Source organism: Streptomyces cathayae (genome assembly GCF_029760955.1).
Lineage (GTDB): Bacteria > Actinomycetota > Actinomycetes > Streptomycetales > Streptomycetaceae > Streptomyces > Streptomyces cathayae.
On the sequence record NZ_CP121682.1, the window covers coordinates 5,703,458 to 5,727,787 of the forward strand.

The 24,330-nt window shown below is 71.0% G+C and carries 27 protein-coding genes and 1 pseudogene; 14 read left to right on the forward strand and 14 right to left on the reverse strand.

Annotated features, from left to right (window positions below; all coding sequences use genetic code 11):
- The first annotated feature begins 82 nt into the window (after positions 1-82).
- The 3 genes from PYS65_RS26030 (at position 83) to PYS65_RS26040 (ending at position 2,085) form a co-directional block, all read left to right on the forward strand.
- Positions 83-511 carry a hypothetical protein gene (locus tag PYS65_RS26030; protein WP_279336356.1) on the forward strand — a complete coding sequence of 143 codons (429 nt, stop codon included), beginning with the start codon at positions 83-85 and terminating at the stop codon, positions 509-511.
- Positions 508-1,632 (forward strand): NAD(P)-dependent alcohol dehydrogenase, encoded by a 1,125-nt coding sequence (locus tag PYS65_RS26035; RefSeq protein WP_279336357.1) that lies wholly within the window; start codon positions 508-510, stop codon positions 1,630-1,632. Before PYS65_RS26030 ends, PYS65_RS26035 begins: the two co-directional genes overlap by 4 nt.
- 93 nt (positions 1,633-1,725) lie before the next feature.
- Entirely contained in the window at positions 1,726-2,085 is a 360-nt protein-coding gene (locus tag PYS65_RS26040) for a hypothetical protein (protein ID WP_279336358.1), read from the forward strand.
- A 34-nt stretch (positions 2,086-2,119) separates the two neighbouring features.
- Here the strand turns inward: PYS65_RS26040 and PYS65_RS26045 are convergent, their stop codons facing one another.
- The gene (locus tag PYS65_RS26045; protein WP_279336359.1) at positions 2,120-3,283 is read right to left on the reverse strand and encodes a serine hydrolase domain-containing protein; all 1,164 of its coding nucleotides are present in this window, start codon (positions 3,281-3,283) and stop codon (positions 2,120-2,122) included.
- A 375-nt stretch (positions 3,284-3,658) separates the two neighbouring features.
- On the opposite strand from PYS65_RS26045, the gene PYS65_RS26050 reads away from it, so the two are divergent.
- Positions 3,659-3,877 (forward strand): hypothetical protein, encoded by a 219-nt coding sequence (locus PYS65_RS26050; RefSeq protein ID WP_279336360.1) that lies wholly within the window; start codon positions 3,659-3,661, stop codon positions 3,875-3,877.
- A gap of 121 nt (positions 3,878-3,998) precedes the next feature.
- Positions 3,999-4,517: a GNAT family N-acetyltransferase gene (locus PYS65_RS26055; protein WP_279336361.1), complete on the forward strand. Its 519-nt coding sequence runs from the start codon at positions 3,999-4,001 to the stop codon at positions 4,515-4,517.
- Positions 4,518-4,576: 59 nt separating this feature from the next.
- Here PYS65_RS26055 and PYS65_RS26060 read toward each other — a convergent pair whose 3' ends face one another.
- Positions 4,577-5,212 carry an HAD family hydrolase gene (locus PYS65_RS26060; RefSeq protein WP_279336362.1) on the reverse strand — a complete coding sequence of 212 codons (636 nt, stop codon included), beginning with the start codon at positions 5,210-5,212 and terminating at the stop codon, positions 4,577-4,579.
- A gap of 113 nt (positions 5,213-5,325) precedes the next feature.
- Positions 5,326-6,078 carry an SCO4225 family membrane protein gene (locus tag PYS65_RS26065; RefSeq protein WP_279336363.1) on the reverse strand — a complete coding sequence of 251 codons (753 nt, stop codon included), beginning with the start codon at positions 6,076-6,078 and terminating at the stop codon, positions 5,326-5,328.
- A gap of 154 nt (positions 6,079-6,232) precedes the next feature.
- Here PYS65_RS26065 and PYS65_RS26070 point away from each other — a divergent pair, with 154 nt between their 5' ends.
- Positions 6,233-6,508 (forward strand): hypothetical protein, encoded by a 276-nt coding sequence (locus tag PYS65_RS26070; RefSeq protein ID WP_279336364.1) that lies wholly within the window; start codon positions 6,233-6,235, stop codon positions 6,506-6,508.
- 91 nt (positions 6,509-6,599) lie between these two features.
- Positions 6,600-7,163: a hypothetical protein gene (locus tag PYS65_RS26075; RefSeq protein WP_279336365.1), complete on the forward strand. Its 564-nt coding sequence runs from the start codon at positions 6,600-6,602 to the stop codon at positions 7,161-7,163.
- 27 nt (positions 7,164-7,190) lie between these two features.
- Here PYS65_RS26075 and PYS65_RS26080 read toward each other — a convergent pair.
- The 4 genes and pseudogenes from PYS65_RS26080 to PYS65_RS26095 all read right to left on the reverse strand — a co-directional run.
- Positions 7,191-7,455 (reverse strand): annotated as a pseudogene (locus PYS65_RS26080) (IS110 family transposase); the annotation flags it as partial.
- Between the two features lie 551 nt (positions 7,456-8,006).
- On the reverse strand, positions 8,007-8,924 hold the full coding sequence (locus PYS65_RS26085; protein ID WP_279336366.1) for an aminoglycoside phosphotransferase family protein: 918 nt from the start codon (positions 8,922-8,924) through the stop codon (positions 8,007-8,009).
- 95 nt (positions 8,925-9,019) lie between these two features.
- Positions 9,020-9,223, reverse strand: a complete 204-nt coding sequence (locus tag PYS65_RS26090; RefSeq protein WP_279336367.1) for a DUF397 domain-containing protein — start codon at positions 9,221-9,223, stop codon at positions 9,020-9,022.
- The gene (locus tag PYS65_RS26095) at positions 9,220-10,104 is read right to left on the reverse strand and encodes a helix-turn-helix domain-containing protein (RefSeq protein WP_279336368.1); all 885 of its coding nucleotides are present in this window, start codon (positions 10,102-10,104) and stop codon (positions 9,220-9,222) included. The genes PYS65_RS26090 and PYS65_RS26095 overlap by 4 nt, the downstream gene beginning before the upstream one ends.
- Before the next feature lie 188 nt (positions 10,105-10,292).
- Here PYS65_RS26095 and PYS65_RS26100 point away from each other — a divergent pair, with 188 nt between their 5' ends.
- From PYS65_RS26100 to PYS65_RS26110, 3 genes are read left to right on the forward strand one after another with little or no spacing between them, the layout of a single operon-like run.
- On the forward strand, positions 10,293-10,916 hold the full coding sequence (locus PYS65_RS26100) for an ATP-binding protein (protein ID WP_279336369.1): 624 nt from the start codon (positions 10,293-10,295) through the stop codon (positions 10,914-10,916).
- Positions 10,917-10,960: 44 nt separating this feature from the next.
- A complete protein-coding gene (locus PYS65_RS26105) occupies positions 10,961-12,148 on the forward strand; it encodes an AAA family ATPase (protein ID WP_279336370.1) in 1,188 nt (395 codons plus the stop codon).
- 52 nt (positions 12,149-12,200) lie between these two features.
- On the forward strand, positions 12,201-12,725 hold the full coding sequence (locus PYS65_RS26110) for a hypothetical protein (protein WP_341483701.1): 525 nt from the start codon (positions 12,201-12,203) through the stop codon (positions 12,723-12,725).
- Positions 12,726-12,741: 16 nt separating this feature from the next.
- Here the strand turns inward: PYS65_RS26110 and PYS65_RS26115 are convergent, their stop codons facing one another.
- Together PYS65_RS26115 and map are read right to left on the reverse strand one after the other, a co-directional pair.
- A complete protein-coding gene (locus tag PYS65_RS26115) occupies positions 12,742-13,416 on the reverse strand; it encodes a biliverdin-producing heme oxygenase (RefSeq protein WP_279336372.1) in 675 nt (224 codons plus the stop codon).
- 143 nt (positions 13,417-13,559) lie between these two features.
- Positions 13,560-14,417 carry a type I methionyl aminopeptidase gene (gene map / locus PYS65_RS26120; protein WP_279336373.1) on the reverse strand — a complete coding sequence of 286 codons (858 nt, stop codon included), beginning with the start codon at positions 14,415-14,417 and terminating at the stop codon, positions 13,560-13,562.
- Positions 14,418-14,477: 60 nt separating this feature from the next.
- Here map and PYS65_RS26125 point away from each other — a divergent pair, with 60 nt between their 5' ends.
- Entirely contained in the window at positions 14,478-14,729 is a 252-nt protein-coding gene (locus PYS65_RS26125) for a hypothetical protein (protein WP_279336374.1), read from the forward strand.
- A 27-nt stretch (positions 14,730-14,756) separates the two neighbouring features.
- Here the strand turns inward: PYS65_RS26125 and PYS65_RS26130 are convergent, their stop codons facing one another.
- Complete coding sequence (locus tag PYS65_RS26130; RefSeq protein WP_279336375.1) at positions 14,757-15,356, reverse strand: hypothetical protein; 600 nt, start codon at positions 15,354-15,356, stop codon at positions 14,757-14,759.
- A gap of 140 nt (positions 15,357-15,496) precedes the next feature.
- On the opposite strand from PYS65_RS26130, the gene npdG reads away from it, so the two are divergent.
- Both npdG and PYS65_RS26140 read left to right on the forward strand, forming a co-directional pair.
- Positions 15,497-16,231: an NADPH-dependent F420 reductase gene (npdG, locus tag PYS65_RS26135; RefSeq protein WP_279336376.1), complete on the forward strand. Its 735-nt coding sequence runs from the start codon at positions 15,497-15,499 to the stop codon at positions 16,229-16,231.
- A 56-nt stretch (positions 16,232-16,287) separates the two neighbouring features.
- Positions 16,288-16,506: a hypothetical protein gene (locus PYS65_RS26140; protein WP_279336377.1), complete on the forward strand. Its 219-nt coding sequence runs from the start codon at positions 16,288-16,290 to the stop codon at positions 16,504-16,506.
- 38 nt (positions 16,507-16,544) lie between these two features.
- Here PYS65_RS26140 and PYS65_RS26145 read toward each other — a convergent pair whose 3' ends face one another.
- Positions 16,545-17,345, reverse strand: coding sequence for a site-2 protease family protein (locus tag PYS65_RS26145; protein WP_279336378.1), 801 nt, complete (start codon positions 17,343-17,345; stop codon positions 16,545-16,547).
- 245 nt (positions 17,346-17,590) lie between these two features.
- On the opposite strand from PYS65_RS26145, the gene PYS65_RS26150 reads away from it, so the two are divergent.
- Positions 17,591-20,887 carry an AfsR/SARP family transcriptional regulator gene (locus tag PYS65_RS26150; protein ID WP_279336379.1) on the forward strand — a complete coding sequence of 1,099 codons (3,297 nt, stop codon included), beginning with the start codon at positions 17,591-17,593 and terminating at the stop codon, positions 20,885-20,887.
- A gap of 229 nt (positions 20,888-21,116) precedes the next feature.
- Here PYS65_RS26150 and PYS65_RS26155 read toward each other — a convergent pair whose 3' ends face one another.
- From PYS65_RS26155 to panB, 3 genes are all read right to left on the reverse strand, one after another.
- Positions 21,117-21,992 carry an ABC transporter permease gene (locus PYS65_RS26155; protein WP_279336380.1) on the reverse strand — a complete coding sequence of 292 codons (876 nt, stop codon included), beginning with the start codon at positions 21,990-21,992 and terminating at the stop codon, positions 21,117-21,119.
- Positions 21,989-23,014 carry an ATP-binding cassette domain-containing protein gene (locus tag PYS65_RS26160; RefSeq protein WP_279336381.1) on the reverse strand — a complete coding sequence of 342 codons (1,026 nt, stop codon included), beginning with the start codon at positions 23,012-23,014 and terminating at the stop codon, positions 21,989-21,991. Before PYS65_RS26160 ends, PYS65_RS26155 begins: the two co-directional genes overlap by 4 nt.
- A 229-nt stretch (positions 23,015-23,243) precedes the next feature.
- Positions 23,244-24,119: a 3-methyl-2-oxobutanoate hydroxymethyltransferase gene (panB, locus tag PYS65_RS26165; protein WP_279336382.1), complete on the reverse strand. Its 876-nt coding sequence runs from the start codon at positions 24,117-24,119 to the stop codon at positions 23,244-23,246.
- Positions 24,120-24,330: the final 211 nt, after the last annotated feature.

A 24,330-nucleotide genomic window follows, 5' to 3' on the forward strand; every position in this document is an offset into this window, starting at 1 on the left:
CCGGGGCGGGGGAGACGGCGACTTGACCCGCCTCCTCAGCCGGGTTCCACTGGAAGGAGAACTGTCACGACAGGAGTCCGCCATGGCCGAGTCGAGTTCACCTCCTTCCCCCGTGGACGCGGCCTACGTCGAACCGTCCGCCGAGGAGGTACTGCGACCCGGACTGAAGATCGGCGACCTGTTCCGGCGCAACATGACTCAGCCGTACGTCCTGCAGCGGCTCTCGGAGCGGGCAGGGCGGGTGCAGTACTTCCACTACGACACCGTCTTCCACGTCGGGGACCAGGGTGTGCCGGTCATGGACGCCCTGGAGGGCATCCACCACGACATCACCCGGGCGAGCGCGCACACCGGCTTCCTGGCGAACTTCTTCGGGGCCGTCTCCCGCGAGGCCACGGACGCGCTGCGGCCCAAGTACGGTCGCCTGTACGGCTTCGAGGAAGCGACCGTGCCCAACGCCGAGATGGTGGCGTGGGCGATGTACGAGTACCGGGGAGGAAGGTTGCCATGACCGAATCAGCGACTGCCCGGGAGATCACCGCCGCCGTGGTGCGGAAGAAGGGTTCCTTCGAACTCGAGCCCGTCCTGCTGGACGCCCCGCGCGACGACGAGGTGCTGGTGCGGATCGTGGCCACCGGTCTGTGCCACACCGACCTGGTGGTGCGCGACCAGGTGTACCCGGTGCCGCTCCCCGTCGTCCTCGGCCACGAGGGCGCCGGCGTCGTCGAATCGGTGGGCGCGGCCGTGGAGAAGGTGGCGCCCGGGGACCACGTCGCCGTCAGCTTCCTGCCCTGCGGCCGGTGCCGGCCCTGCTTCGACGGCTCACCCGCGAGCTGCGCGAACTTCAACGCCATCAACTTCTCCGGCCGACGCCCCGACGGCTCCCACGCGCTCCGGCCCGCCCAAGGGGGCGGCACCCTCCACGACCGGTTCTTCGGGCAGTCGTCCTTCGCCACCCACGCGATCACCGACGAACGCAACACCGTCAAGGTCCGCGCCGACGCGCCGCTGGAACTGCTCGGCCCCCTCGGCTGCGGCATCCAGACCGGCGCCGGCACGGTCCTGCGCGCGCTGAAGGTGGGGGCCGGCGCGACCTTCGCGGTGATGGGCGCGGGAGCGGTCGGCCTGAGCGCGGTGATGGCCGCCCGGGTGGCCGGCGCGACCACGGTCATCGCGGTCGACGTGCTGCCCGCCCGGCTGGAACTCGCCATGGAACTCGGCGCCACGCACGTGGTCAACGGACGGGAGAAGGACGCCGTCGACGAGATCCGGCGGATCACCGGCGGCGGCGTCGACTTCGCCCTCGACACCACCGGACTGCCCGCGCTCATCGGACAGATGGTGGAAGCACTGCGGCAGCGCGGAACCGCGGCGATCCTCGGAGCCTCCAGCGCTGACGCGGTGATCGGGCTGCCGGCCAACGCGTTCATGCAGGGCTGCAAGACCCTGATGGGCGTCGTGGAGGGCGACAGCGTCCCGGACGTCTTCGTCCCCCAACTCCTCGACCTGCACATGCAGGGCCGCTTCCCCTTCGACCGGCTGGTCCGCTTCTACGACTTCGACCAGATCAACGAGGCCGCGGCGGACGCCGCGTCCGGCGCCGCGGTCAAGCCGATCCTCCGCATCGGCTGAGACGACCGCGACGCCGCCGGTGCTCCGACCGGCCGAGACGCCTGGAACTCGCGGTGTTCGGCATGGACAGGCCATATCACCCCCCGTAGTCTGATGATCATCTACGAAGGGGGCGGAGTGAACGGCAACCCGCTGTACCACTGGATAGCCTTGGCGGTGTTCACGGCGCTCATACTGCCATTGTCGGTAGCGATACTGGCCGGGTGGACGCCGCCGTGGATACGGAAGCGACAGGCCGGGATACGGCTTCGCGCCTACGGGTTTCTGTGCGTCTACGGCCTCGCGCTCGTCAATGGCATCCCCCGGATCGCAGACGCCTCCTACGAGGTGGTCATGGCCTGCACGACCGGGGGTTTCGGCTTCATCGCCGCCACCGCAGTCCTGTTGCTGCTCGCGGCCCGCAAGGATGCAGCCGCCCGGAGAGCCCTCCCGGCCGAACCCCGGGAAGGCTGAGAGACACCTCGCCGCGCTTGCGCCGGGCGACCCCCTAGCGGTTGAAGGCGGGCAGGGCGAACCGTGCGATGAGCGGGAAGCCGTCCTCCCGGGCGCTCTTGGCGTTCACCGAGTACACCACCGTCCGGGACAGGTCGCGGGTGGCGGCCAGCACCGTGTGGTAACCGGGCCGGGAGCCCGTCTTGCCCCAGATCTCCGTCCCGTTGTAGACGTAGCGCTCCAACGCCATGCCGTAGGCCGCGCCGTTGTCGTCCTCGGCGACCTTGGGGACGGTGAGCATCTGGTCCAGCAGCGGCTGCGGCACCACCCGACCCCGGAACAGGGCCACCAGGAACCGCTCCAGATCGGCGGTGGTGGAGATCATGTTCCCGACCGCCCAGCGGTCGGACATGTTCCACTCCGTCACGTCGGTGGTCCGGCCCCCGATGTCCGTGTAGGCCCGGTGGTGCGGGCCGTGGATCCGCGGGTCCGGCCCGACCGGGAAGCTCGTGTGCCGCATGCCCAGCGGACGGAAGATCCTCGCTTCTGCCCGGTGCTCGTAACGGCCGCCCGTCACCTTCTCGATCAGCAGACCGAGCACCGTGTAGTCGATGTTCTGGTACACCTGCCGCTTCCCGGGGGCGAACGCCGGCCCCTTCGCGACCGCGGTGGCCACCACCCGCTCGGGGCTGAGGGTGCGGAACCGGTGGGGGTACATCTCCTCGGTGGTCGAGCCGAGGTTCGCGCCGGGCTGCAGGCCGCTGGTGTACGTGAGCAGGTGCCGTACGGTCGGCGGTTCGGTGAAGGAGTCCGGCAGCAGACCGGGCAGATACCGGGTGAGGGGCGCGTCGAGCTCCACCCGCCCCTCCGCGACGAGTTGCAGCACGAGCGCCGCGGTGACCACCTTGGTCGTCGACCCGGCTCGGAACCGCGCGTTCTCCAGAGTCGGCGCCCCGGTCCGCAGGTCCCGCACCCCGGCGGTCCCCTTCCAACTGCCCTTGCCGCCCACGCGGACAAGGGCGGCGGAGACGTCCCCGTCGGGGATCCCGGTGAGGGCCTTCTCCAGAGCGGCGACGTCGGGCCCTTCGGAGTCCGGCACCGCCACCGCGGGAGCCGTTCCGGCGGGCTGGGCGGCGGCCGCTCCGGCAGCGGGACCGAGAGCCAGACCGGCTAACAACACGGAGGCGACGGCGATACGGACGTGGCCATGAGCATTCATGAAGGGGTTCTCCTGCTTCCCAGGGGGCGTGCTGCCGACGAACCCCATCCTGGTGATCACGTACGCCGCCGAGATCCTGCACGGAGAGGAGACCAGCCCCTCATCTTCCGGGCCCGGTTCTCGGGGTCATCCCTGAGGTCGGGAGCCTCGTCCCCACCAGGGGGCGGTACGGAGGGAAGGGGGCGGCGCCCCGAAGAGGCCGTCGGTCCGGCGGGCGGTGCAGTGGCCTTTGGCCAGCTCAGGAGCGTATTTCGGCCTTTCCCGGCGAGGCTGCCCGAAGCGTGCTCCCTGCCTGCCGAGACGACTTTATGCTTCTACGCGTTTGTAGAAACAGGCCCGGGTGAGATCCGGGCCGCGCACCCCTGGAGACGACACATGGCTTCGATCGATCTGGACAAGGTGCTGGACAAGGCGTGGGCGGACAAGGACCTGACGGAGATACTCGCCGCCCCGGTGGCGGTGCTGAAGGGGGTGTCCGACCGCGACGGCGAGCTGCTCCAGGAGGCGTTCGGAGTCAAGACCGTCGCGGATCTGGCCGAACTGAAGTACGTCCGCTGGGCGCAGGCACTCGCCGCCCTCGAGGCGGCCAAGTAGCCGGTCGGCGGAGAACCGTGGTGCCGTTCGCCCGCTTGCCGGCCGGATGGCACCACCCTCGCGGAACGCACGCACACACATACGTACGTGCCAGGAGTGGACGACGTGAGATGGTCGAGGCATGAGCGCCCTCCAGGCCCAGGCCATCGGCACCGGGCGGCTGGACCTGCTGCCGCTGGACGTCGAGCACGCCGAGGAGATGGCCGCCGTACTGTCCGACCCGGCCCTGCACACCTTCATCGGCGGCGCTCCGGACACCCCGCACGCCCTGCGCTCGCGCTACCGGCGCCTGGCCGCAGGCTCCCCCGATCCGGCTGTGTCCTGGCTGAACTGGGTGATCAGGCTCCGTGACGCGTCCTGCCTGACGGGCACCGTCCAGGCGACGGTCAGTCCTTCCGGCCACGGCCCCGTCGCCGAGATCGCCTGGGTGGTGGGCACCTCGTGGCAGGGAAGAGGCATCGCCGGCGAAGCAGCCCGAGGACTCGTCGCCTGGCTCACCCGGCAGCCGGTGCACACCGTCATCGCCCACATCCACCCCGACCACCGGGCATCCGCCGCCGTCGCCACCGCCGCCGGGCTCACCCCCACCGGCGAACGGCACGAGGGTGAGATCCGATGGCGCCGAAGCCTCGGACGATGACTTCGACGATCGACACATCTCACTACAACTCAGCTCCGTCTGCGGGGAGGGTTCTTGCTTCAGGACCCGGCCAAAAGCCCTTCTGCGAGCAGTAGTTCCTGCACCTCGGCCAAAGAAGCGGCGCACAGATGCGCCTGCCGAAGGGACGCTTCCGCATGCGTGGTGGTCAAGCCGATCACCGTGCAGCCCGCCGCCACTGCCGCGCTCACTCCGGCCGGCGCGTCCTCGACGACCAGGCACGCGGCGGGCGCCATGCCGAGCCGAGCGGCAGCAAGGGAGAAACAGTCCGGTGCGGGTTTCGCGTGTTCCACGTCGCTGCCGTAGACCTGCACCGCGGGGAGGGGGAGACCGGCCGCCGCGAAACGCTCCGTGACGGAGTCCCGATCGCCGGAAGTCACGATCGCCCAAGGGCTGTCGGACAACGCCTCCAACAGATCGGCAGCTCCGTCGACCGGCGGGAAACCGCCCCTTTCCCGGGCCAACAGCTCATCGAGCGCCTTTCGCTCGGTGGTCGGGTCCAGATGCGGAGCCGCGTCCCTGACGGTGTCCTCGGGGCGCCGTCCGAAGGTGAGCGTCCAGACCTTCTCAGGATCCAGTCCCCGTGCTTGCGACCAGGAGGTCCAGACTCTCCGGTGAGCGGCTGCGGAGTCCAACAGGACTCCGTCCACGTCGAAGAGCACGGCGGCGATCGTCATATCGGCATGATCCCAGGCGAGACCAGGCACGGGACCCGGAACTACAGGTACGAGAGGTCGCCCCTCCACATGGCCGGACTTCGGGCTCTGCGGTGCGCGCTCCGAGGGTTCGATCAGGCGGCCGGAGGCGTCTCCCGTGCCCGCAGCATGCGTGCGAGCCGGCCGAGCAGTACGGCGTTGAACAGCCCGGACAGGGCCGCCTCGGCAGAGAAGACCAACGGGCTCAGCCAGGCGAGGGAGGAGGTCCACTCGACGGGGGAGGGCACCAGAAGGGCGACGACGCCGAGCGGCGCCGTGGTCATGGTCGGCCAGATCGCGGCGAACCCCGGGTCCGGCAGCAGGTAGACGGCCACCAGGAAGAACCCCAGTGACGCCGCGACCACGGCGAGATACCCCCGCGCGAGCCAGTTGTCCACCGCGGGTGCCAGCAGGGCCCGCGTCCTGCGCAGACGAGGGGACGCGGGGTGCGCCGTGCCCGTTTCCTCCCGTTCCGGGAGGTCCGAGACAGGAGGGGAGGGCTTGCGGAAGCCGGTTGATGCGGAGGTCGCGGATCTCTGGAGGAGGGCGCCGAGCACGGCGGCGTTCACGAAGGCGCACAGAAGGAGCCATGCGGCCCAGAAGCCGATGGCCAGTACCTCGACCGCCCCGCCGCCCTCGGTGCCCGGGCCGAAGGGCAGGACCATGGTCAGGAGGGAGAGGGGTGCCGTGAGCAGCAGAAAGCTCATGGCGAAGCCGCTCTCCGGCAGGAGGAACATGACCAGGAGGGAGAGGGCGAAGACAGCCAGATAGCCCCGGGCGAGCCAGTTGCCCGTGGCGAGCACAAGGAGCCGGTGCGGAAGGCTGCGGGGACGGGAGTCATTCGGCATCGCGGGTTCCTTCAGGTCGGTCCAGGCTCGGTGTTCTCCACGGTGGGCCAGGGGGCCAATGCAGGGATGAGTACAAGTACTCATCCCTGCAGGGGATTTCGGGGAGCCGCCCCTCCCCTCGTCGACGGTGGTTTCCGGGTGGCATTCTGGGGCCATGCGACCCTGGACCCTCTCCACCGAGAGCGACCTTCGGCATCTGCTCAACGAGTGGGATCCGATCGGCGTCGCCGACCTCGTGCAGGACGAGTACGACTGCATGCTGGTCCCTTTGCTCCAGCGGCTCCGTGGTGGTGCGAGCCAGACGGAGGTCGGTGAGTTCCTGCGGCGTGAACTGGAGGACCACTTCGGGCTCGACCCTCTGGTGCTGCGGCCCGAAGCGATGGCCGCCCGAGTGACCGCCTGGTGGACAGTCACCGGCCAAGCGCTTTGACCGCATGGACACCCCAGGGCTTTAACTTGTCGAGCTTCGGTGCTCAGGCCGCTATGTAGCCTGTCGATCTGTTCGAACGGGAGGGCGGGACGTGGAGAAGCTGGTAGAGGGGGCCGTCGCGGAGGCGCTTCGTGACGGGGACGACGAGGCGATCTACCTGTACGTCGCCGCCTGCACCGAACGCATGGCGCCACTGTTCATTGGCCTGCGAGCGAACGTGTCAGGGCGGGAATCCGACCTGGACTTCTATGCGGAGTCCGTGCGCGACCTCTGGCATGCCGACCGGCCGCTCGCCGACGCCGCCGAGCGCGTACGCCTGCTGGAGCGGTTCCCGGAGCTCCAGCCGGACGAGGAGGGGATCACCGATGTCGCCGACACCTACGCCTTCTTCGCTGTCCTCAGCCTGCGGTATGCCCTGCTGGCCCACGGCTCGGGAAACGCTGATGACGCGGTCTCCTGCGGCCATGCGGCGCTCACCGCGATGGGGATGCTGGACCAGAACGTGGCGGGTGCCGGTCTTCTTGCTGAAGAACAACGGCTCCAGTCCCTCTCCCTGAGCAGTGACGCCGCAGGTCTGTGGGACGCGAGCGTCACGGCAGGACGGGAGAGGTTCCGTGCCGTACTGGGCCGCCTGCCGCGCTGGGCATGCTCCTGATCGCCGCCCGTGAGATACGCCCTCTGGTCATGCAGCCGCTGCGCCCACCTCATCGGGCGGAGCTGGGAAGGCCAGTGCCTCGTCATATCGATGACTCTGCTGGAGGCAGTGGTAGAGCTGGCCGAGCATGCGGTTGAAGAAGGTTCCTCTGGGCGGCTGCGTGCCAGTCTCCGTGGCCGTCGCGGCGCTTGCGGTAGTGGGCCTTGGAGCCTGGTGAGGCGGTGATGGCGGAGAAGGCCCAGAGGCAGCCGGCGTGGTTGAGGCGGTCGTTCTTCACCCACCGGCGGGTGATGGTTGCGTCCTGGGAAGTGGTGTAGGGGATCAAGGTGCTAATTCGCAGGTCACCGTTGACGTCAGGGCTCTTTGGGCGCGAGGCGGAGTGACGGTGTGTCAGTTCACCGTCGGGGACGCTTGTCCGTGACCGCGCGGGCCGGATGCGGTCTCGTACGGGTGCGACGCCGGGACAGGCGCCCGCGCCCCGGGGGGTGACACACCGTTCCAAAACCGTGAGCACTTCGGCCTTCACTGTCCTGATGCCGCTCATCTGAGCACTTATGTGACACTTTCCCGCCGGCTGCTCACGGTTTTCGGCACGGCACCCGCCCCCGGCCCGGCGGAGTCGGCACCGGGGAGGTCCCCTGCACCACCCGGCGGGACACCATCCCCGTCCTGTCCCGGTCAACAGGGCTTCGTCTCGCCTTGGAGTCCCCTTCGACGCCTGGAGGTAGGAACCCCCGCCCACAGCACGTCCTCGACATCCCACGGCTTCGGCAGAACCACTTCGTACCGCCCCAGATCCTCAACCCCCGAACTCGAGTCCTACCCTCCTGCCGGGGTGCTTGATCACTGGTGGGCCGTCGCGGTGAGGCGTCGCAGTGCGGCCTGGGCGGGTGGGCCCCAGGTGGGCTTGCCTCCGGGGCGGCCGTGGACACCGGCGTCCCCGATGTGGATGCCGGCGAGGGCGCGCAGCACCGCCCAGCCGCGGGCGCGGCGCAGGGTCGCGGCGTCCGGGCTTGGCCGATAGGTCGCGTGGAAGAGGTCGGCGGCGCCGTCCGGCAGCAGGATCCAGGCAGCGGCGAGGTCGCAGGCCGGGTCGCCGGCGAAGAGGTCGCCGAAGTCGATCACGCCGCAGAAGGTGCCGTTCATGGTCAGGATGTTGGCCGGGTGCAGGTCGCCGTGGAGCCAGAGAGGCGGGCCTGCCCACTCGGGCGCGGCGGCGGCGTCTTCCCAGACCGCGCGGACGGCGCCCGGGTCGGGGATCAGCCCCAGCTCGGTGGCCGAGGCGAGCCCTTGGGTGAAGTGTTCGGCGGTGTCGGCCAGCGGGCCACCGCGGTCCCGGCCTGCGGGTGCCCCGGCGGGGGCGGGGCGGTGGAGGGCGGTCAGGAAGGAGGCCAGGGCGACGGCCGCCTCCGCGGGGCGCGCGGCGGGGGCGCGGTCGGCGGGCTCGCCCGGCACCCAGGTGGTGACGAGCCAGGGCCGCGGGAACCGTTCGGAGGGCTCACCGAGGCGCTGCGGGACGGGGATCTGCAGCGGAAGGTGCGGGGCGAGGAGGGGCAGCCAGGTGTGTTCCTTGCGCAGCAGTGCGTCCGCGGACCGCGTCGCCCAGGGCAACCGGACGGCGAGGTCGTCGCCGAGCCGCCACACCTGGTTGTCCCAGCCGAGCGCGCCGAGCTTCAGGGGGCGGTCCGCCAGGTCGGGGTGCTGCTCGCGCAGCAGATCCCGGATCAGGTCCTCGGTGATGTCCGTCGCGGTGGCCGTCATGTGGGGCAACGGTAGTCGGGGAGCGGCCTGCCCGGGTTCCGGTTCCGGTGTGAAGGCGGCCTCGCCGTGATCCTGTGTTCCTTGCCCGGCCGACGTCAGCCCAGATGCGCGACGAAAGCGCCCCAGGCGGCACGACCGAAGGGGATGACCGGTCCGCTGGGGTTCTTGCTGTCGCGTATGGGGGCGAAGGCGGGGACTTCGTGAGCGAGTTCAAGGCATTCGTTGTTGCCGCCGCTGTGGCTGCTGCTACGCCACTTCGCGCCTGACAGATCCGGCGTGCCGTGGCGTGCGGTGTTCATGCCCTGTGCTCCTTGGCTCTGCGTCGGATGACCATGCGAGATTCCACGGGGGAGAGCGCAGAAGTACGGGCTGCGTCGAACAACTCCTGATAGCGGCCGACTTCGGCCTCTCGCTCCAGCCACATCGAGCCGGTGGGATTGTCCGCCAGCACCACGTCCAGCGCAGCTTCCTCGGGGAAGCCCAGTACTACGTACGGCCCGAACATACTCGCATGCGCTCCGCGGGAGAACGGCAGGATCTGGACGGTCACGTTGGGCTGCTCGGATGCGATCAGGAGCTGATTCAACTGCGCGGACATCACCTTCGGTCCCCCGACCTGCTGAAGGAGTACGGCTTCGGACAGTACCGCCCAGAGCTGGAGTGGTGAGTCGCTGACGAGGCGCTCCTGACGGGCGAGGCGCACTTGGACGAACTGTTCGATCTCGTCCGCCGTCTGCCACTGATGCGAGGCGACGGTCACGGCTCGGATGTATTCAGGGGTCTGCAGCAGGCCCGGTACCAGTTGCGCCTGGAAGGTGCGGATGGTTCCGGCCATGGTTTCCAGCGCGATGTAGTCGCGGTAGGTGTCGGCCAGCACCGGTCCGTACTGATTCCACCACCCCTGCCTGCGGCGGCGATTGGCCTTGCGGGCGAGCAAGCTGAGTCTGTCGCGCAGTTCGGTGCTCGTGGCCCCGTACGCGAGCAGCATTGCGGTCAGGTCGGGGAGGCGAACCGTCACGCGGCCGTTCTCGATACGGCTGATCTTCCCCTTGGTGCAGTCGAGTGCCTCGGCCGCTTGCGCGGTGGTGAGTGCGGCGGCCTCACGCAGTCGACGTAGTTCATCGCCGAGTTGGCGTCCGAGGACGGTTGACGGGCTGGAGGCAGTGGCGTTTGCGGACATGGCAACAGCTCTAGCAGCGGGGTGGCTGGGATGTGCGGGACTTAACTCGAAAGACGGAAAATTAGGCACATCCCTACTGGAAACGTTGCTAGTTCACATGGTGCGCCTTCAGGCTGTCGATGTGCGCAATCCCAGCGGAACTTGCGCCGTGTGGATTTCGCCGCTGAAGCCGAGTCCTGAGGAGCCTCATGACCTCATCGAACGACATCACCTTTCGCCTCTCCCGCAGCCGCGGCAGCGTGCCCCGGGCGCGGGCGCTGCTTCATGCGGCACTCGGTGGCTGGGGGATCGCCCAAGAGGTGCTGGAAGATGCCGAGTTGGTTCTCTCCGAACTGGTGACCGACGCGCTGCGCGTGCCGGTGCCGAGTGATCGGCAGATCGGGGTGCGCATCGCACGCTCCACGGCGGACGGGCTGCTGCGGCTGGAGGTCAGTGACGCCGGCGGTGGCCGGCCCGAGGCCCGGGAGCCCGGTGAGGACGAGACCGGTGGGCGGGGGCTGCTGCTCGTGGCGGCGCTCGCCCATCGCTGGGGGTGTGAGGAGCGCGCGGCCGGGATCGGGAAGACGGTGTTCGCGGAGTTGAAGGCCCCGGACTTCGTGGCCGATCCCGCGATGCGAGAGGTGGCAGCGGTCATGGTCCGGACCGGGCAGGCGGTGCGGGTCAGAGGGGAGTGGCGGACCGTCCTCGGTGTGCGGGGTGATCAGTACGCGGCGGGTGGACCCGCTGTGATTCTGGAGTTCGCTGCGGGCCCGTCCTTGCGGGTCCATGCCGCCGAATCGTTGACCGTACGGATGGGCGAGTGCTCCGGATAATGTGGCGCCATGCGTATGCGGCCGTGCCGAGAGGAGGTGGCAGGGTGATCACGCGGATCGAGATCGACGGGTACAAGTCGTTCGACGACTTCGCCCTCGACCTGCCGCCGTTCACCGTCCTGGTGGGAGCCAACGCCTCGGGCAAGTCCAATCTGCTGGAGGCGGTGGACCTGCTGGGCCAGTTGATCCGGGAGCCGACGAGTCAGACGCTCGTCGACCACGCTCGTCGGGGAGGCCCGAAGGAACTGTTCCGGCGCGGTCCGGACGGTGTACCGGTCGGGGTCATGCGGATCGCGGCGCATGTTCTGGTGTACGGCTACGCCGGGTACTGCCACATCAGGGTCGAGGCGCGGGTGACATACGCGGATCCGCCGGACCCTCTGCGCGTCGACACCGAGATTCTCAACGTCCACGACCACTGTGGGGGGGATCCGGACTGGGTCCCGCCCGCGCTTCCGTACCTCAACAACGACGAAACCGGTCAGTTGCACTGCACGGAAGTCCCCGTGCAGGACGCCGCGTACCGCAGGGAGCTGGCTCGAGCCACCGGGAGTTGGCGGATCCTCGACCCCTCACCCAGGGCGATGCGCGTCGTCTCCTCCACCTACGACACCGCGCCTCTCTCGGAGGACGGAAAGAACCTCGGAGCCGTCCTGGGGCGGATCGCCCAGGACCCTGAGACCTGGTACGACTTCCGTGCCGACGCCGTGGCGCTGCTCCCCGACCTCGTGGACATCACGGTGGCGGCCAATGCAGAGTGGGGCCAGTGGGACGTCTGGCTACAGCACAGGCACGAGCACCGCGTGCCTCCCGGCGCGGCGTCCGCAGGCACCCTGCGCATCCTGGCCCTGCTGGCCGCAGCTCACGACCCCGCTCACGAAGGGCTCCTCCTGATCGAGGAGCCCGAGAACGGCCTCCACCCCACTCGGGTTCCGCAACTACTGGCCCGGCTGAAGGCCAGGACCAGTGATCCCGCGACGCTCACCTCCGGTGACGGAAGGCAGATCCTGATCACCACGCACTCACCGGTCGCCCTCGCCGCCGCACTGGAGGACGCCCCGGATTCGGTGGTGTTCCTGGACACGGTGACCCGGTTCGGCGACGGACTCCCGCCGCGTCGGCTGACCCGGGCGCGGAAGGTGGCCGACAGTGGCGAGCGCGGAACGTTCGTCACCCCGCTTGAGGTGCGGAAGTACCTCGATCCCACAGGGCGGTACGCGCGTGGGGCGTAGGTATCTCAGTCTTGCTCTCCTGACCGAGGGGGCCAGCGACCAGTGGTTCCTCGTGCCGCTCATCGACCGGCAGATCACTGAGCTTGCCCATGGGGCACCGGTCGGCTTCGACTACTCGGGGGTGGTCCCCGGAGAGTGCTTCACCGTGGCGCACAGGGACCTTGTGGTACGTGAAGTGGCCGATTTGCTCAGCTACTTCGACCTCGTGATGATCCACCACGACCACAACGAGCGGAGCAAGGTCGACGCGATCCGCGAACGCTTCCCCGGCGACGCCCACCGGATCGTGGCACTGGTCCCTGTACGGGAGACCGAGGCGTGGATGCTGGCGGACCCCGCAGCACTGAAAGAAGCGGCACCCGCGCGTGATGCCGCATGGGAGGTGCCGCACGATGTGGAGAAGGTCGCCGACCCCAAGGTCGTGCTGAAGGTGGCACTCGGTGGGCGGCGTGACGCGGAACGGGACTTTGGCCGGCTTGGGCAGACGGTCGCGCTCGATGCCCTGCGCAAGGTCCCCGCGTACCGGGTTTGGACCGACGAGTTGCGCAGGGCGATGGAGCGGCTGCGGTTTCTGTGACCCCCGGAGGGGAGAGTCACGCCGAGAGGGGGAACTCCTCGCCCAGGGCGTGGAAGACGGCGGTGTTCAGGGCGAAGGCGCGCTTGCATTCGGTGATGACGCGCTGCTTCTCCAGGTCGTCCGCGCGGACTCCGTCCAGCAGTTCGCGGTACTCGCGCTTGAAGGCGGCGGGGTTCGGGATGCCCTCGAAGACGTAGAAGCGGACGCCGTCACCCTTTTTCGGGAAGCCCCAGGTGCGCTCCGCCTTGGCGCGGATGATCTGGCCGCCGGAGAGGTCGCCGAGGTAGCGGGTGTAGTGGTGGGCGATGTAACCGGCCGGCCAGTCCCGGGCGCACTCGGCGACCCGGTCGGCGTAGGCCCGGGTGGTGGGCAGGGCGGTCAGGGTCGAGCGCCAGTCCGGGCCGCGCAGGTGGGCCAGGTCCTGCTCCAGGGAGGGCAGGCGCAGCAGTTCGGGGCGGATGAAGGGGCCCGCCACCGGGTCCGACGCCAGGTGCCGCGCGCCCGACTCCAGGGCCTCGTACACGAACCACAGCTGTTCGGTGTAGCGGGCGTACGCGTCCACGCCCAGCCGGCCGCCGAGCAGGTCGCCCATGAAGGTCGAGGTCTCGGCCTCCATGTGCTGCTCGTGGGAAGCGGTGCGGATGAGGGTCGAGAAGGCGGAGGAGGCCGAGGGGGCCGAGGAGGGGTCCATGGGTCCAGATCTTCTATGGTTAGGGTTACCTAAGTCAATAGCTTGCCGACAGTTTGTCGGTATCTCTCTACCCCGTTGTGGAACGACGGAAGCCCGCCCTCGGGGGAGGGCGGGCTTCGAGGTGGAGGGGCTGGTGGGCGAGGTCAGGGCAGGGTCAGGATGTCCGCGCCCGTGTCCGTGACCACCAGGGTGTGCTCGAACTGGGCCGTTCGCCTGCGGTCCTTCGTCACGACCGTCCAGCCGTCGTCCCACATGTCGTACTCGTGGGTCCCCAGGGTCAGCATCGGCTCGATCGTGAAGGTCATCCCGGGCTGGATGACCGTCGTCGCGTGCGGGCTGTCGTAGTGCGGGACGATCAGACCGGAGTGGAACGAGGTGTTGATGCCGTGGCCGGTGAAGTCCCGCACCACGCCGTAGCCGAAACGCTTGGCGTACGACTCGATGACCCGGCCGATGATGTTGATCTGCCGGCCCGGCTTGACCGCCTTGATCGCCCGGTTCAGCGCCTCACGGGTGCGCTCCACCAGCAGCCGGCTCTCCTCGTCCACGTCGCCGACCAGGTACGTCGCGTTGTTGTCGCCGTGCACCCCGCCGATGTACGCCGTCACGTCCAGGTTGACGATGTCGCCGTCGCGCAGCACCGTCGAGTCCGGGATGCCGTGGCAGATCACCTCGTTGACCGAGGAGCACAGCGACTTGGGGAAACCCCGGTAACCGAGCGTCGACGGGTAGGCGCCGTGGTCGCACATGTACTCGTGCGCCACCCGGTCCAGCTCGTCGGTGGTCACACCGGGCGCGATGTGCTTGGCGGCCTCGGCCATCGCCCGCGCCGCGATGCGCCCGGCGGTCCGCATCGCCTCGACGGTCTCGGGGGTCTGCACCTCCGGACCGGCGTACGGCGTGGGAGCGGGCTTTCCGACGTACTCGGGGCGACGGATGTTTCCGGGTACGGAACGGGTGGGAGACAGCTCCCCTGGGATGAGCAGCGACTGGCCAGACATGCCGGCGAGTCTAATTGAGTGGCTGCGGGGGACCATCCTCCGTGACGAGAGGAGCCGGTCATGCCCCTGTTCAAGAAGCGGACGGTCGGGAAGCCGGGCGAGTGGTTCTACTGCCTGGAACACCAGAAGGTCGAGGAGGGCCCGGAGTGTCCCGCCAAGGACCGCTTCGGCCCCTACACGAGCCGCACCGAGGCCGAGCACGCCATGGCGACGGCGCGTGAGCGCAACCTCCAGTGGGAGAACGACCCCAAGTGGCACGACGCCCCCGAGGGTGGATCCGAGGACGGCCCCGAGGGCGGTCGCGAGGGCTGAGCACGGGCGGGGCGGGCCCGCACCGGCTCACCAGCGGGCCGGGGGCGGGGCCGTCAGGAGGTCCGCCAGCCGGGACAGCCGGTCCCGGAAGCCGCGGCGGCCCCGGGGCGGCAGCGCGTTCTCCCCGGCCGCCGCGCTGACCAGGTGCTGCACGGTGTCCAGGTCCAGCTCGGCGCCCTCGGGGACGGCCAGCGTCTCGTGGGCCAGCGACGGAAGCTCACCGTCGCCGGCGCCGAGGGACAGCAGCGTCGCACCGGCCCGGCGGGCGTCGGACACCCGCTCCAGCAGCGGGGCCGTGGGCTCCCCGGGCGCCACCACCAGCAGCGTCTCGCCCCGCCGCGCCGCCTCCAGTCGCCCCAGGCCCACCGCGAGATGCGCGGGATCCGAGGCGCGCGCGCCGTGCCGTACCAGCGTCGGCGCCAGCTCCGGCGTGCCCGACCAGGCGGCCTCGTCCACCAGATGCGCCGCCAGGTGCCACGGCTCGTACTCCGGTGTGCCCACGATCAGCAGCCCGCCCCCGTGCGACACCACCGATCCCCGCAGCGTCCCCGCGAACCGCCGGGTGGCCCCCAGCCACTCGGTCCCGGCGAGCACTTCGCGCAGCAGCGCGACCCGTACGGCGTCCATGGCGCCGCATCCTGCCCCCGGCCGGGCCGCCGCGTCCCGGGGTTCGCCGCGGATTCACCGGCCCGGGGGACACGGAGAACGGTGGGGTGACGGAGCTCACTCCACCGGAAACGGCGCCGCCGCGCACATAGAGTCAGGCCATGACTTCCAGTATCCCCAGCGACAGCGCACAGCAGCCCGGAACCGCCCCCGCGAAGGCCCCCGCCAAGGACCCCTGGGACCTGCCCGACGTCTCCGGGCTCGTGGTCGGTGTGCTCGGCGGCACCGGACCGCAGGGCAAGGGCCTCGCGTACCGGCTCGCCCAGGCCGGCCAGAAGGTGATCATCGGCTCGCGCGCCGCCGAGCGCGCGCGGGCGGCCGCCGAGGAACTCGGGTACGGCGTCGAGGGCGCCGACAACGCCGAGACCGCCCGCCGCAGCGACATCGTGATCGTCGCCGTGCCGTGGGACGGCCACGGCACGACCCTGGAGTCCCTGCGCGGGGAACTGGCCGGCAAGCTCGTCGTCGACTGCGTCAACCCGCTCGGCTTCGACAAGCAGGGCGCCTACGCGCTCAAGCCCGAGGAGGGCAGCGCCGCCGAGCAGGCCGCGGCCCTGCTGCCGGACTCCCGGGTCACCGCGGCCTTCCACCACCTGTCCGCGGTACTGCTCCAGGACCCGGAGATCGACCGGATCGACACCGATGTGATGGTGCTCGGCGAGGTCCGCGCCGATGTGGAGATCGTGCAGGCGCTGGCCGGGCGGATCCCGGGCATGCGGGGCGTCTTCGCCGGGCGGCTGCGAGGCGCCCACCAGGTGGAGGCGCTGGTCGCCAACCTGATCTCCGTCAACCGCCGCTACAAGGCACACGCCGGGCTCCGCGTCACGGACGTATGACCCTATGGGGGACACTGGTCGACGAAGCAGTGTCCCCCGACAGGAGCCCAGCCGCCATGCCCCGTCTCGCTCTCTACGCCTTCATCGTCTGCTTGCTCACCGTCGCCGCGGCCGTCGTCTCCTTCGCCCGGGGCAGCTGGGGACTGGGCATCGTCTGGATCCTGCTCGTGGGTCTGTCGTCCAACATGACCTGGTACTACGTGCGGCGCGCCCGGGCGCAGAAGGAGCTGCGGGCGGCACTGGCCGCCCAGGCGGACCACTCCGCCACGGGCTGACGGGCGGCTCCGGCACCGGCTGCTGACGGCCGGTTCCGTCACGCGGCGACCGAGCAGAGTCCGCTCGTGTCCTGCCAGAAGCGGAACAGTTCCAGACCGCAGTACGTCTCGATCTTGTGGATGCCCAGGGCCGACAGGATCGAGTCGACCACGCCGAAGAACACGCCGTTCACCGCGGGCAGCCACAGCAGCGCGAACACGAGCAGCAGACCGAACGGCGCGATCGGCTCCACCTGCCGCCGGAACCCGTGTGACAGCCAGGGCTCGAACACGCCGTAGCCGTCCAGCCCCGGCACCGGCAGGAAGTTCAGAATCGCGGCCGTCACCTGGAGCAGCGCGAGGAACGCCAGCGCGAACCGGAAGGGGACCGGTACGCCGTCCAGCGCGCCCAGCCAGAACGGCGCCGTGCACACCGCCGCGAACAGGACGTTCGTCAGCGGGCCCGCCGCCGAGATCAGACTGTGCCGCCAGCGCCCCCGGATCCGGCCCCGCTCGATGAACACCGCCCCGCCCGGCAGACCGATGCCCCCCATGATCACGAACAGCACGGGGAGGACGATGCTCAGCAGGGGGTGGGTGTACTTCAGCGGGTCCAGCGTGAGGTAGCCCTTCGCGCCGATCGAGATGTCGCCGCTGTGCAGCGCGGTGCGCGCGTGCGCGTACTCGTGCAGGCACAGCGAGACGATCCAGGCGGCGGTCACGAACAGGAACACGGCGAAGCCGGTCCGGTCCGCGAACCCGGTCCAGGTGGCCCATCCCGCCACCGCCGTGACGGCCAGGATGCCCAGGAAGACGGGGCTGATCCTCCGGTCGCTGCGGCGGCTGGCGGCGGTGGTCATGGGGCTCCCTGGACTGCTCGTCGGGCGCACGGCGGCACGCGGGGCGGACTGCCCGACGGTACCGGGTGCACCCGGAAAACGTCTCGCGTCGGCCACCGGTTCCGGAGAGGGTGGGACGAGGGCGCCCGGCCCGCTCCCCGGCCCGACCCGCCACCGCCCGACCCGCCACCGCCCGACCCGCTACCACCCGGCCCCGATCGGGCCACCGGGCCCGACCTGTGATCGCCCCCGCACCACCGGAGACAATGGACCCCGTGCGCTATCGCATCCTCGGCACCACCCAGGCACTCCGCCCCGACGGCACCGCCGTCCCGGTCGGCGGGGCGCGGCTGCGCGCGCTGCTGACCGTGCTCGCGCTGCGGGCCGGCCGTACGGTGCCGGTGCGGCTGCTCGTCGACGAGGTGTGGGACGGCGATCCGCCGGCCGACGCGACGGGGGCGCTGCAGGCGCTGGTGGGGCGGCTGCGCCGGGCGCTCGGCGCGGACGCGGTGGCCTCCGAGGACGGCGGCTACCGGCTCACGGCCGTGCCCGACGACATCGACCTGCACCGGTTCGAGCGGCTGGCCACAGATGGCCTGCGCGCGCTGTCCGACGGGGACCCGGCCAAGGCGGGCGCCGTGCTCGACGACGCCCTCGCCCTGTGGCACGGGCCCGCCCTCGCCGACCTGCCCGACCGCACCGCGGAGGCGGCCCGGCTCGACACCCGGCGCCTGGACGCCCTGCGTGCCCGGCACGGCGCGGCCCTCGCCCTCGGCCGGGCCGGGCAGGCGCTGCCCGAGCTGACCGCCCTGTGCGACAGCCATCCGCTCGACGAACCCCTACAGGCGCTGCGGCTGCGCGCCCTGCGCGACGCGGGCCGCGGCGCGGAGGCGCTGGCCGCGTACGAGGAGGTACGACGGCTGCTCGCGGACCGCCTCGGCTCCGACCCCGGCAGCGAACTGCGCGCCCTGCACACCGAGTTGCTGAGCCCGGGCGCACCCGCACCGGACGCACCCGCACCGGAGCCGCCGTCCAGGGCCCCCCGCCCGCCCGGCAACCTGCGGGCCCGGCTGACCTCCTTCGTCGGCCGGGAGGCCGACATCGAGGCGATCCGCCGTGATCTCGCCGCCGCCCGGCTGGTCACCCTGCTCGGGCCGGGCGGGGCCGGCAAGACCAGGCTGTCGCAGGAGGCCGCCGAGGCCGTCCGGCAGCACAGCCCGGACGGCGTGTGGCTGGCCGAACTCGCCCCGGTCGACGACCCCGCCGACGTCCCCGAGGCGGTGGTCACCGCCGTCGGCGCCCGTGAGACCGTGCTGTACGGCGCCGGCGCCGAGAGCATGCGGGCGGCAGGGGCCGACCGCGGTGACGACCCCCTGGACCGGCTTGCCGAACACTGCGGCAGGCGCCGCATGCTGCTCGTCCTGGACAACTGCGAGCACGTCGTGGACGCCGCCGCCCGGCTGGCCCAGGCCTTGCTGGAGCGCTGCCCCGGCCTCACCGTGCTCGCCACCAGCCGCGAACCCCTGGGCATACCGGGGGAGTTGCTGCGCCCGGTGGAGCCGCTGCCGGAACCGGTCGCGCTGCGGCTGCTCGCCGACCGCGGGGCCGCCGCCCGCCCCGGCTTCCGCGTCGACGACGATCCGGAAGCCTGCGCGGAGATCTGCCGCCGGCTCGACGGGCTGCCCCTCGCCATCGAACTCGCCGCCGCCCGGCTGCGGATGCTGACCCCGCGCCAGATCGCCGACCGCCTCGACGACCGCTTCCGGCTGCTCACCTCCGGCAGCCGCACCGCGCGGCACCGCCAGCAGACCCTGCGGGCCGTCGTCGACTGGTCCTGGGACCTGCTCGACGCGGACGAACGGGACGTGCTGCGGCGGCTGTCGGTCTTCGCCGGCGGCTGCGACCTCGCCGCCGCCGAGGCCGTCTGCGGACCGGTGGCGCTGGACGCGCTCGGTTCGCTCGTGGACAAGTCCCTGGTGGTGGCGGCCCCTTCGGGGGACGCCGGGATGCGCTACCGGCTGCTGGAGACGGTCGCCGAGTACGCGGCCGAACGTCTCGACGAGTCCGGACGGCGGACCGACGCCGAACGCGCACATCTGACGTACTACCGCGAACTCGCCCGGACCACCGACCCGTTGCTGCGCGGACCGGAGCAACTCGGGGCCATTCAGCGGCTGGAGCGCGAGTACGAGAACCTGCGCACCGCGCTGCGGCACGCCGTCGCCGCGCGCGACGAGCACGAGGCGCTGTGCCTGACGCTGTCGCTGGTCTGGTACTGGCAGATGCGCGACCAGCGGATCGAGGCCCGCAACTGGTGCCGTGAGGTCATGACGCTCGGACCGGACCCGTTCACCGAACCGGTGCGCCCCGCCGCCGCGTTGTGGCAGCGCTGCACCGACACCCCGCCGCCGCTGGCCGACGAGGTGCTCGCCGAGGCCCGGCGTGGCGTGCACCTGGCCCACATGGCGTGCATGGACACGGAGCTGGACGACTGGCAGACCCCGCGGTCACAGCACAGACTGCGCCTGATCGCCGCGGCCTACGAGCCCGGCCTGCCGCAGACCTGCCGTCCGCCCGGCACGTTCTGGGCGTTCTCCCTGATGCTGACCGGCAACATGAGCACACTGCGCACCGTCCTCGACGACAACGTCCGCACCTGCCGGCGGACGCCCGGCTTCGAGTGGGAGCTGGCCTCCACCCTGCAGATGCGGGCCAACCTCCTCGCCAACCGCAGCGACTGGGCGGGTGACGCGCGGCGCGACGCCGACGAGGCCCTGGAGATCTACCGGCGCCTCGGGGACGCCTGGGGCACCGCCGAGGCGCTCTCCGCGCGCGGAGAGGCACGCGAACGCGGCGGCGAGTACCGGCTCGCCGCCGCGGACTACGAGGCGGCGATCGAGTACGCCGAACACCTCGGGGCCCGCACCCAGGTGGCGGTGCTCACCGCCCGGCTGGGCAGCGCGCTGCTGGAGGCAGGTGACGAAGAGGAGGTGGAGCGCGGCGAGCGGCTGTTGCGCGAGGTCATCGACCTGCCGGGCGACGGGCACAACGAGGCGCTGCCCGCCGCCCGGCTCTTCCTGACCGGCTGGCTCGGCATGACCGGCCGGACCGCCGAGGCGCGGGTCCAGCTGCGGGCGCTGCGCGAGGAGTTCCGTCTCGCGCACTACGTCGTCTTCGACGCGTTCATCCTCGGGGCGGAGGGCTGGCTGGACATCGTGGAGGGGCACGACGAACAGGCGCTGGTCACCATCCGCGCGGCGCTCGCGCGTTCCGGCGATCCGCTGACCGTGGCCATCGCCTCCCACATGCGCGCGGCGTATCTGACCATGGGCGCCACGGCACTGGCCGTGGTGGACGGCGGACGGCGCGCCCGGGACGCGGCCCGCTGCCTCGGCGCCGCCGACGCCCTGCTGCCGCCCGGCCATGTCACCGCCCGCATGGAGCGCGAGGTGCGCGCCCTGGCCGAACGGCGGACCCGGGCCGCCCTCGGCGACCCGGCCTACGAGGCCGCGTACGCCGAGGGCACCGCCCTCTCCCCGGAGAAGGCCGCCACCCTGGTCTGAGCCGGTGAGGTTCCCGGTACGGCGGGGTGCACGGCCCGGTACGGCGGGTCGCGCGGTCCCGGGCGGGTACGGCACCCGGTCCGCCGGGTCGCCCGGCGGACCGGTGCGTTTCCCGGCACGGCACATCACCCGACCCGGTGGGCCGCTCGGCATGGTGAGCGGTCCGGCCCGGTGGAGCGCCCGCAGGGCCGGACGGCCGGACGGTGCGGGCCCGGGCGGTCAGCTCTTGTCAGCTCTTGGTGCGGAACTTGTGGATCGCGATGGGTGCCATCACCGCGGTGATCCCCACCGACCAGGCCAGCGTCATCCACAGGTCGTGCGCGACCGGGCCGCCCACCATCAGCCCGCGGGCGGCGTCCGCCAGCGAGGACAGCGGGTTGTACTCGGTGAAGCTCTGCAGCCAGCCCGGCATCGACTGGGTCGGCGCGAAGATCGACGAACCGAACTGCAGCGGCATCAGCACCAGGAAGCCCATCGCCTGCACCGACTGCGCGTTCTTCATCGCCACGCCCAGCGTGATGAAGATCCACATGAGGGCGGAGCCGAACACCACGGACAGCCCCACGGCGGCGAACAGCCCCGGCCAGTCGGTGATGTCGAAGCCGACCAGGACACCGACGACCAGGAGGATCGTGGTGGCGATCAGCATCCGCAGGATCTCGACCGCGATCTTGGCGAAGAGCACCGAGCCGCGGCCGATGGGCAGCGACCGGAAACGGTCCATGACCCCCGTGTTGAAGTCCTGGTTGAAGCCGGTACCCACCCCCATGGCCATGTTCATGCCCATCATGGCCATCAGGCCGGGCACGATGTACTGGACGTACGCCTCCTGCCCACCGCCCAGCGCCTGCCCGATCGAGCCGCCGAAGACGTACACGAACAGCAGCGTGAAGACGATCGGGAACAGCACGGCGTCGAACATGGACTCCGGGTCCTGCCGGATCCACAGCAGGTTGCGGCGGACCAGCGCGCCGGTGTGGCGCAGATGGGAACGGAGCGGGATACGGCCGTCCGCGCCGGTCACGGGGGCCGGGCCGGCCACATCGGCCGATCCGGGCGCGGCGGGCGCGTCGCCGGAAGGGGTCACGGTCGTCGCGGAACTCATGCGGCGGCCTCCTCGTGGGTCTCGGCGGACAGGGCGTCCTGCGGGGCACCGGCACGGTGGCCGGTGAGGGACAGGAACACTTCGTCCAGGCTGGGCAGTTCGGTGGTGATGGAGGCGAGGGTGAGACCGCGCGCGGTGACGGCTCCGACCACCGCGGTCAGCTGCTCGTCACTGAGGATCGGGACCAGCACGGCACCCCGCTCGGTGTCCACGGCCGCGCTTGCGAGCCCGGTGATGCCCAGGCCGTCGAGAGCGTCGGCGAGCGGGCGCAACTGGAGCGGATCGGCCGGACGGACACGCAGGGTACGGCCGCCGACCCTGGCCTTCAGCTCCTCGATGCCGCCGCTCGCGATGACCTTGCCGCGGTCCACGACGGTCAGCTCGGAGGCGAGCTGCTCGGCCTCCTCCATGTACTGGGTGGTCAGCAGCACCGTCACCCCGTCCCCGACCAGCCGCCTGACCTCGACCCACACCTCGTTGCGGGTGCGCGGGTCCAGTCCGGTGGTCGGCTCGTCCAGGAACAGCACGGTCGGCCGGCCGATCATCGAGGCGGCCAGGTCCAGCCGGCGCCGCATACCGCCGGAGTAGGTGGCCGCCGGGCGCCGGGCCGCCTCGGTGAGCGAGAACCGCTCCAGCATCCCGTCGGCGCGGGTGCGGGCCTCCTTGCGGGGCAGGTCGAGCAGCCGGCCGATCATGTAGAGGTTCTCCCAGCCGGAGAGCTTCTCGTCCACGGAGGCGTACTGCCCGGTCAGCCCGATCACCCGGCGCAGCTGCCGGGGCTGGCGGAGCACGTCGTAACCGGCGACGGTGGCCCGGCCGGCGGTCGGGGCGAGCAGGGTGGACAGGATCCGTACGAGGGTCGTCTTGCCGGCCCCGTTCGGTCCGAGCACCCCCATCACGGTGCCCTCGCGGACCTCCAGGTCGACACCGTCCAGCGCCTTGGTCTCGCCGTAGTGCTTGACCAGCCCCCGCACGCTGACGGCACTGCCCGCGCCCCCGGAGTCGTTGTCGTTTCGCGTCATGCCCCCGAGACTGTCACCCCCCACTGACAAACCCCCGACAGACCTCCGACAGGAACGGAAAACCTTGTCGGCGAGGGGCCGGCTTTCAGCCCGTCCGGCGTTTGAGGACGAGGCCGTCCAGGCCGAAGGGGGTCTGGGGGCGCAGCCCCCAGAAGGGGGGGGCGACGGCCCGCCGATTGGGGGAAGACCGGCGGGCCGTCGTGGTGCGGCGTTGGCTCAGCGGCAGCACTCAGTGGACGGAGTGCTCCTCCTGCGGGAACGTTCCGCCGACGACGTCCTCGGCGAAGGCCTTCGCCGCGCCGCCCATGACCTCCCGCAGGTTCGCGTACTGCTTGACGAACTTCGGCACCCGGCCGCCGGTCAGCCCGAGCATGTCGGTCCACACCAGTACCTGCGCGTCGGTCCCGGCCCCCGCGCCGATCCCGACGGTGGGGATGTGCAGGGTCCGGGTCACCTCGGCGGCCAGCTCGGCCGGCACCAGTTCCAGTACGACGGCGAAGGCGCCCGCGTCCTGCACGGACTTGGCGTCCCGCAGCAGCTGCTGCGCGGCCTCCTCGCCACGCCCCTGGACGCGGTAGCCCATGGCGTTCACGGACTGCGGGGTCAGGCCGATGTGCGCCATCACCGGGATGCCGGACTCGACCAGCAGCTCGATCTGCCGGTGCGAGCGCTCACCGCCCTCCAGCTTGACGGCGCCGACACCGGCCTCCTTCACCAGCCGGGTCGCCGAGCGCAGTGCCTGCACCGGCCCCTCCTGGTACGAGCCGAAGGGCAGGTCGGCGACGATCAGGGCGCGCTGGGTGCCGCGGACCACGGCGGCGGACAGCATGGTCATCTCGTCGAGGGTGACGGGCACGGTGGTCTCGTACCCGAGGTGGCAGTTTCCCGCGGAGTCGCCGACGAGCATGACCGGGATGCCGGCCTCGTCGAAGACGGACGCGGTCGCCGCGTCGTAGGCGGTGAGCATGGGCCACTTCTCGCCGCGTTCCTTGGCGAGGGCGATGTCGCGGACGGTGATACGGCGGGTGCCCTTGCCTCCGTACAGCGCCTTGCTGCCGTCGGAGGGGACTGCCTTGCCAGTCTGGGCAGCCGAAAGCTGCGTCATTGCAACGGCTCCTAACACGTCATCTCGAGGCGCCCTGACGGCGTCCCCGGATCCCCTCCATGGTGGCATTCCGAGCGGGCCGGTGCCTAGAGCAGGGTCGGGGCCCGGGACGGGCGCCGTCGGTTCCGCGTGACCGGCGGGGTGGGCAAAGCCCCGCGAAAGGCGGCGCAATGCCCCGGCAAGGTCTCGGCAAAAGGGTTTCGATACGAGA

Excerpts from the sequence above, each read along its gene's own strand:
- PYS65_RS26030 (WP_279336356.1), top strand. The coding sequence starts at position 83 with ATGGCCGAGTCGAGTTCACCTCCTTCCCCCGTGGACGCGGCCTACGTC.
- PYS65_RS26035 (WP_279336357.1), top strand. The coding sequence starts at position 508 with ATGACCGAATCAGCGACTGCCCGGGAGATCACCGCCGCCGTGGTGCGG.
- PYS65_RS26040 (WP_279336358.1), top strand. The coding sequence starts at position 1,726 with ATGATCATCTACGAAGGGGGCGGAGTGAACGGCAACCCGCTGTACCAC.
- PYS65_RS26045 (WP_279336359.1), bottom strand. The coding sequence starts at position 3,283 with ATGAATGCTCATGGCCACGTCCGTATCGCCGTCGCCTCCGTGTTGTTA.
- PYS65_RS26050 (WP_279336360.1), top strand. The coding sequence starts at position 3,659 with ATGGCTTCGATCGATCTGGACAAGGTGCTGGACAAGGCGTGGGCGGAC.
- PYS65_RS26055 (WP_279336361.1), top strand. The coding sequence starts at position 3,999 with ATGAGCGCCCTCCAGGCCCAGGCCATCGGCACCGGGCGGCTGGACCTG.
- PYS65_RS26060 (WP_279336362.1), bottom strand. The coding sequence starts at position 5,212 with ATGACGATCGCCGCCGTGCTCTTCGACGTGGACGGAGTCCTGTTGGAC.
- PYS65_RS26065 (WP_279336363.1), bottom strand. The coding sequence starts at position 6,078 with ATGCCGAATGACTCCCGTCCCCGCAGCCTTCCGCACCGGCTCCTTGTG.
- PYS65_RS26070 (WP_279336364.1), top strand. The coding sequence starts at position 6,233 with ATGCGACCCTGGACCCTCTCCACCGAGAGCGACCTTCGGCATCTGCTC.
- PYS65_RS26085 (WP_279336366.1), bottom strand. The coding sequence starts at position 8,924 with ATGACGGCCACCGCGACGGACATCACCGAGGACCTGATCCGGGATCTG.
- PYS65_RS26090 (WP_279336367.1), bottom strand. The coding sequence starts at position 9,223 with ATGAACACCGCACGCCACGGCACGCCGGATCTGTCAGGCGCGAAGTGG.
- PYS65_RS26095 (WP_279336368.1), bottom strand. The coding sequence starts at position 10,104 with ATGTCCGCAAACGCCACTGCCTCCAGCCCGTCAACCGTCCTCGGACGC.
- PYS65_RS26100 (WP_279336369.1), top strand. The coding sequence starts at position 10,293 with ATGACCTCATCGAACGACATCACCTTTCGCCTCTCCCGCAGCCGCGGC.
- PYS65_RS26115 (WP_279336372.1), bottom strand. The coding sequence starts at position 13,416 with ATGGACCCCTCCTCGGCCCCCTCGGCCTCCTCCGCCTTCTCGACCCTC.
- map (WP_279336373.1), bottom strand. The coding sequence starts at position 14,417 with ATGTCTGGCCAGTCGCTGCTCATCCCAGGGGAGCTGTCTCCCACCCGT.
- PYS65_RS26125 (WP_279336374.1), top strand. The coding sequence starts at position 14,478 with ATGCCCCTGTTCAAGAAGCGGACGGTCGGGAAGCCGGGCGAGTGGTTC.
- PYS65_RS26130 (WP_279336375.1), bottom strand. The coding sequence starts at position 15,356 with ATGGACGCCGTACGGGTCGCGCTGCTGCGCGAAGTGCTCGCCGGGACC.
- npdG (WP_279336376.1), top strand. The coding sequence starts at position 15,497 with ATGACTTCCAGTATCCCCAGCGACAGCGCACAGCAGCCCGGAACCGCC.
- PYS65_RS26140 (WP_279336377.1), top strand. The coding sequence starts at position 16,288 with ATGCCCCGTCTCGCTCTCTACGCCTTCATCGTCTGCTTGCTCACCGTC.
- PYS65_RS26145 (WP_279336378.1), bottom strand. The coding sequence starts at position 17,345 with ATGACCACCGCCGCCAGCCGCCGCAGCGACCGGAGGATCAGCCCCGTC.
- PYS65_RS26150 (WP_279336379.1), top strand. The coding sequence starts at position 17,591 with ATGGACCCCGTGCGCTATCGCATCCTCGGCACCACCCAGGCACTCCGC.
- PYS65_RS26155 (WP_279336380.1), bottom strand. The coding sequence starts at position 21,992 with ATGAGTTCCGCGACGACCGTGACCCCTTCCGGCGACGCGCCCGCCGCG.
- PYS65_RS26160 (WP_279336381.1), bottom strand. The coding sequence starts at position 23,014 with ATGACGCGAAACGACAACGACTCCGGGGGCGCGGGCAGTGCCGTCAGC.
- panB (WP_279336382.1), bottom strand. The coding sequence starts at position 24,119 with ATGACGCAGCTTTCGGCTGCCCAGACTGGCAAGGCAGTCCCCTCCGAC.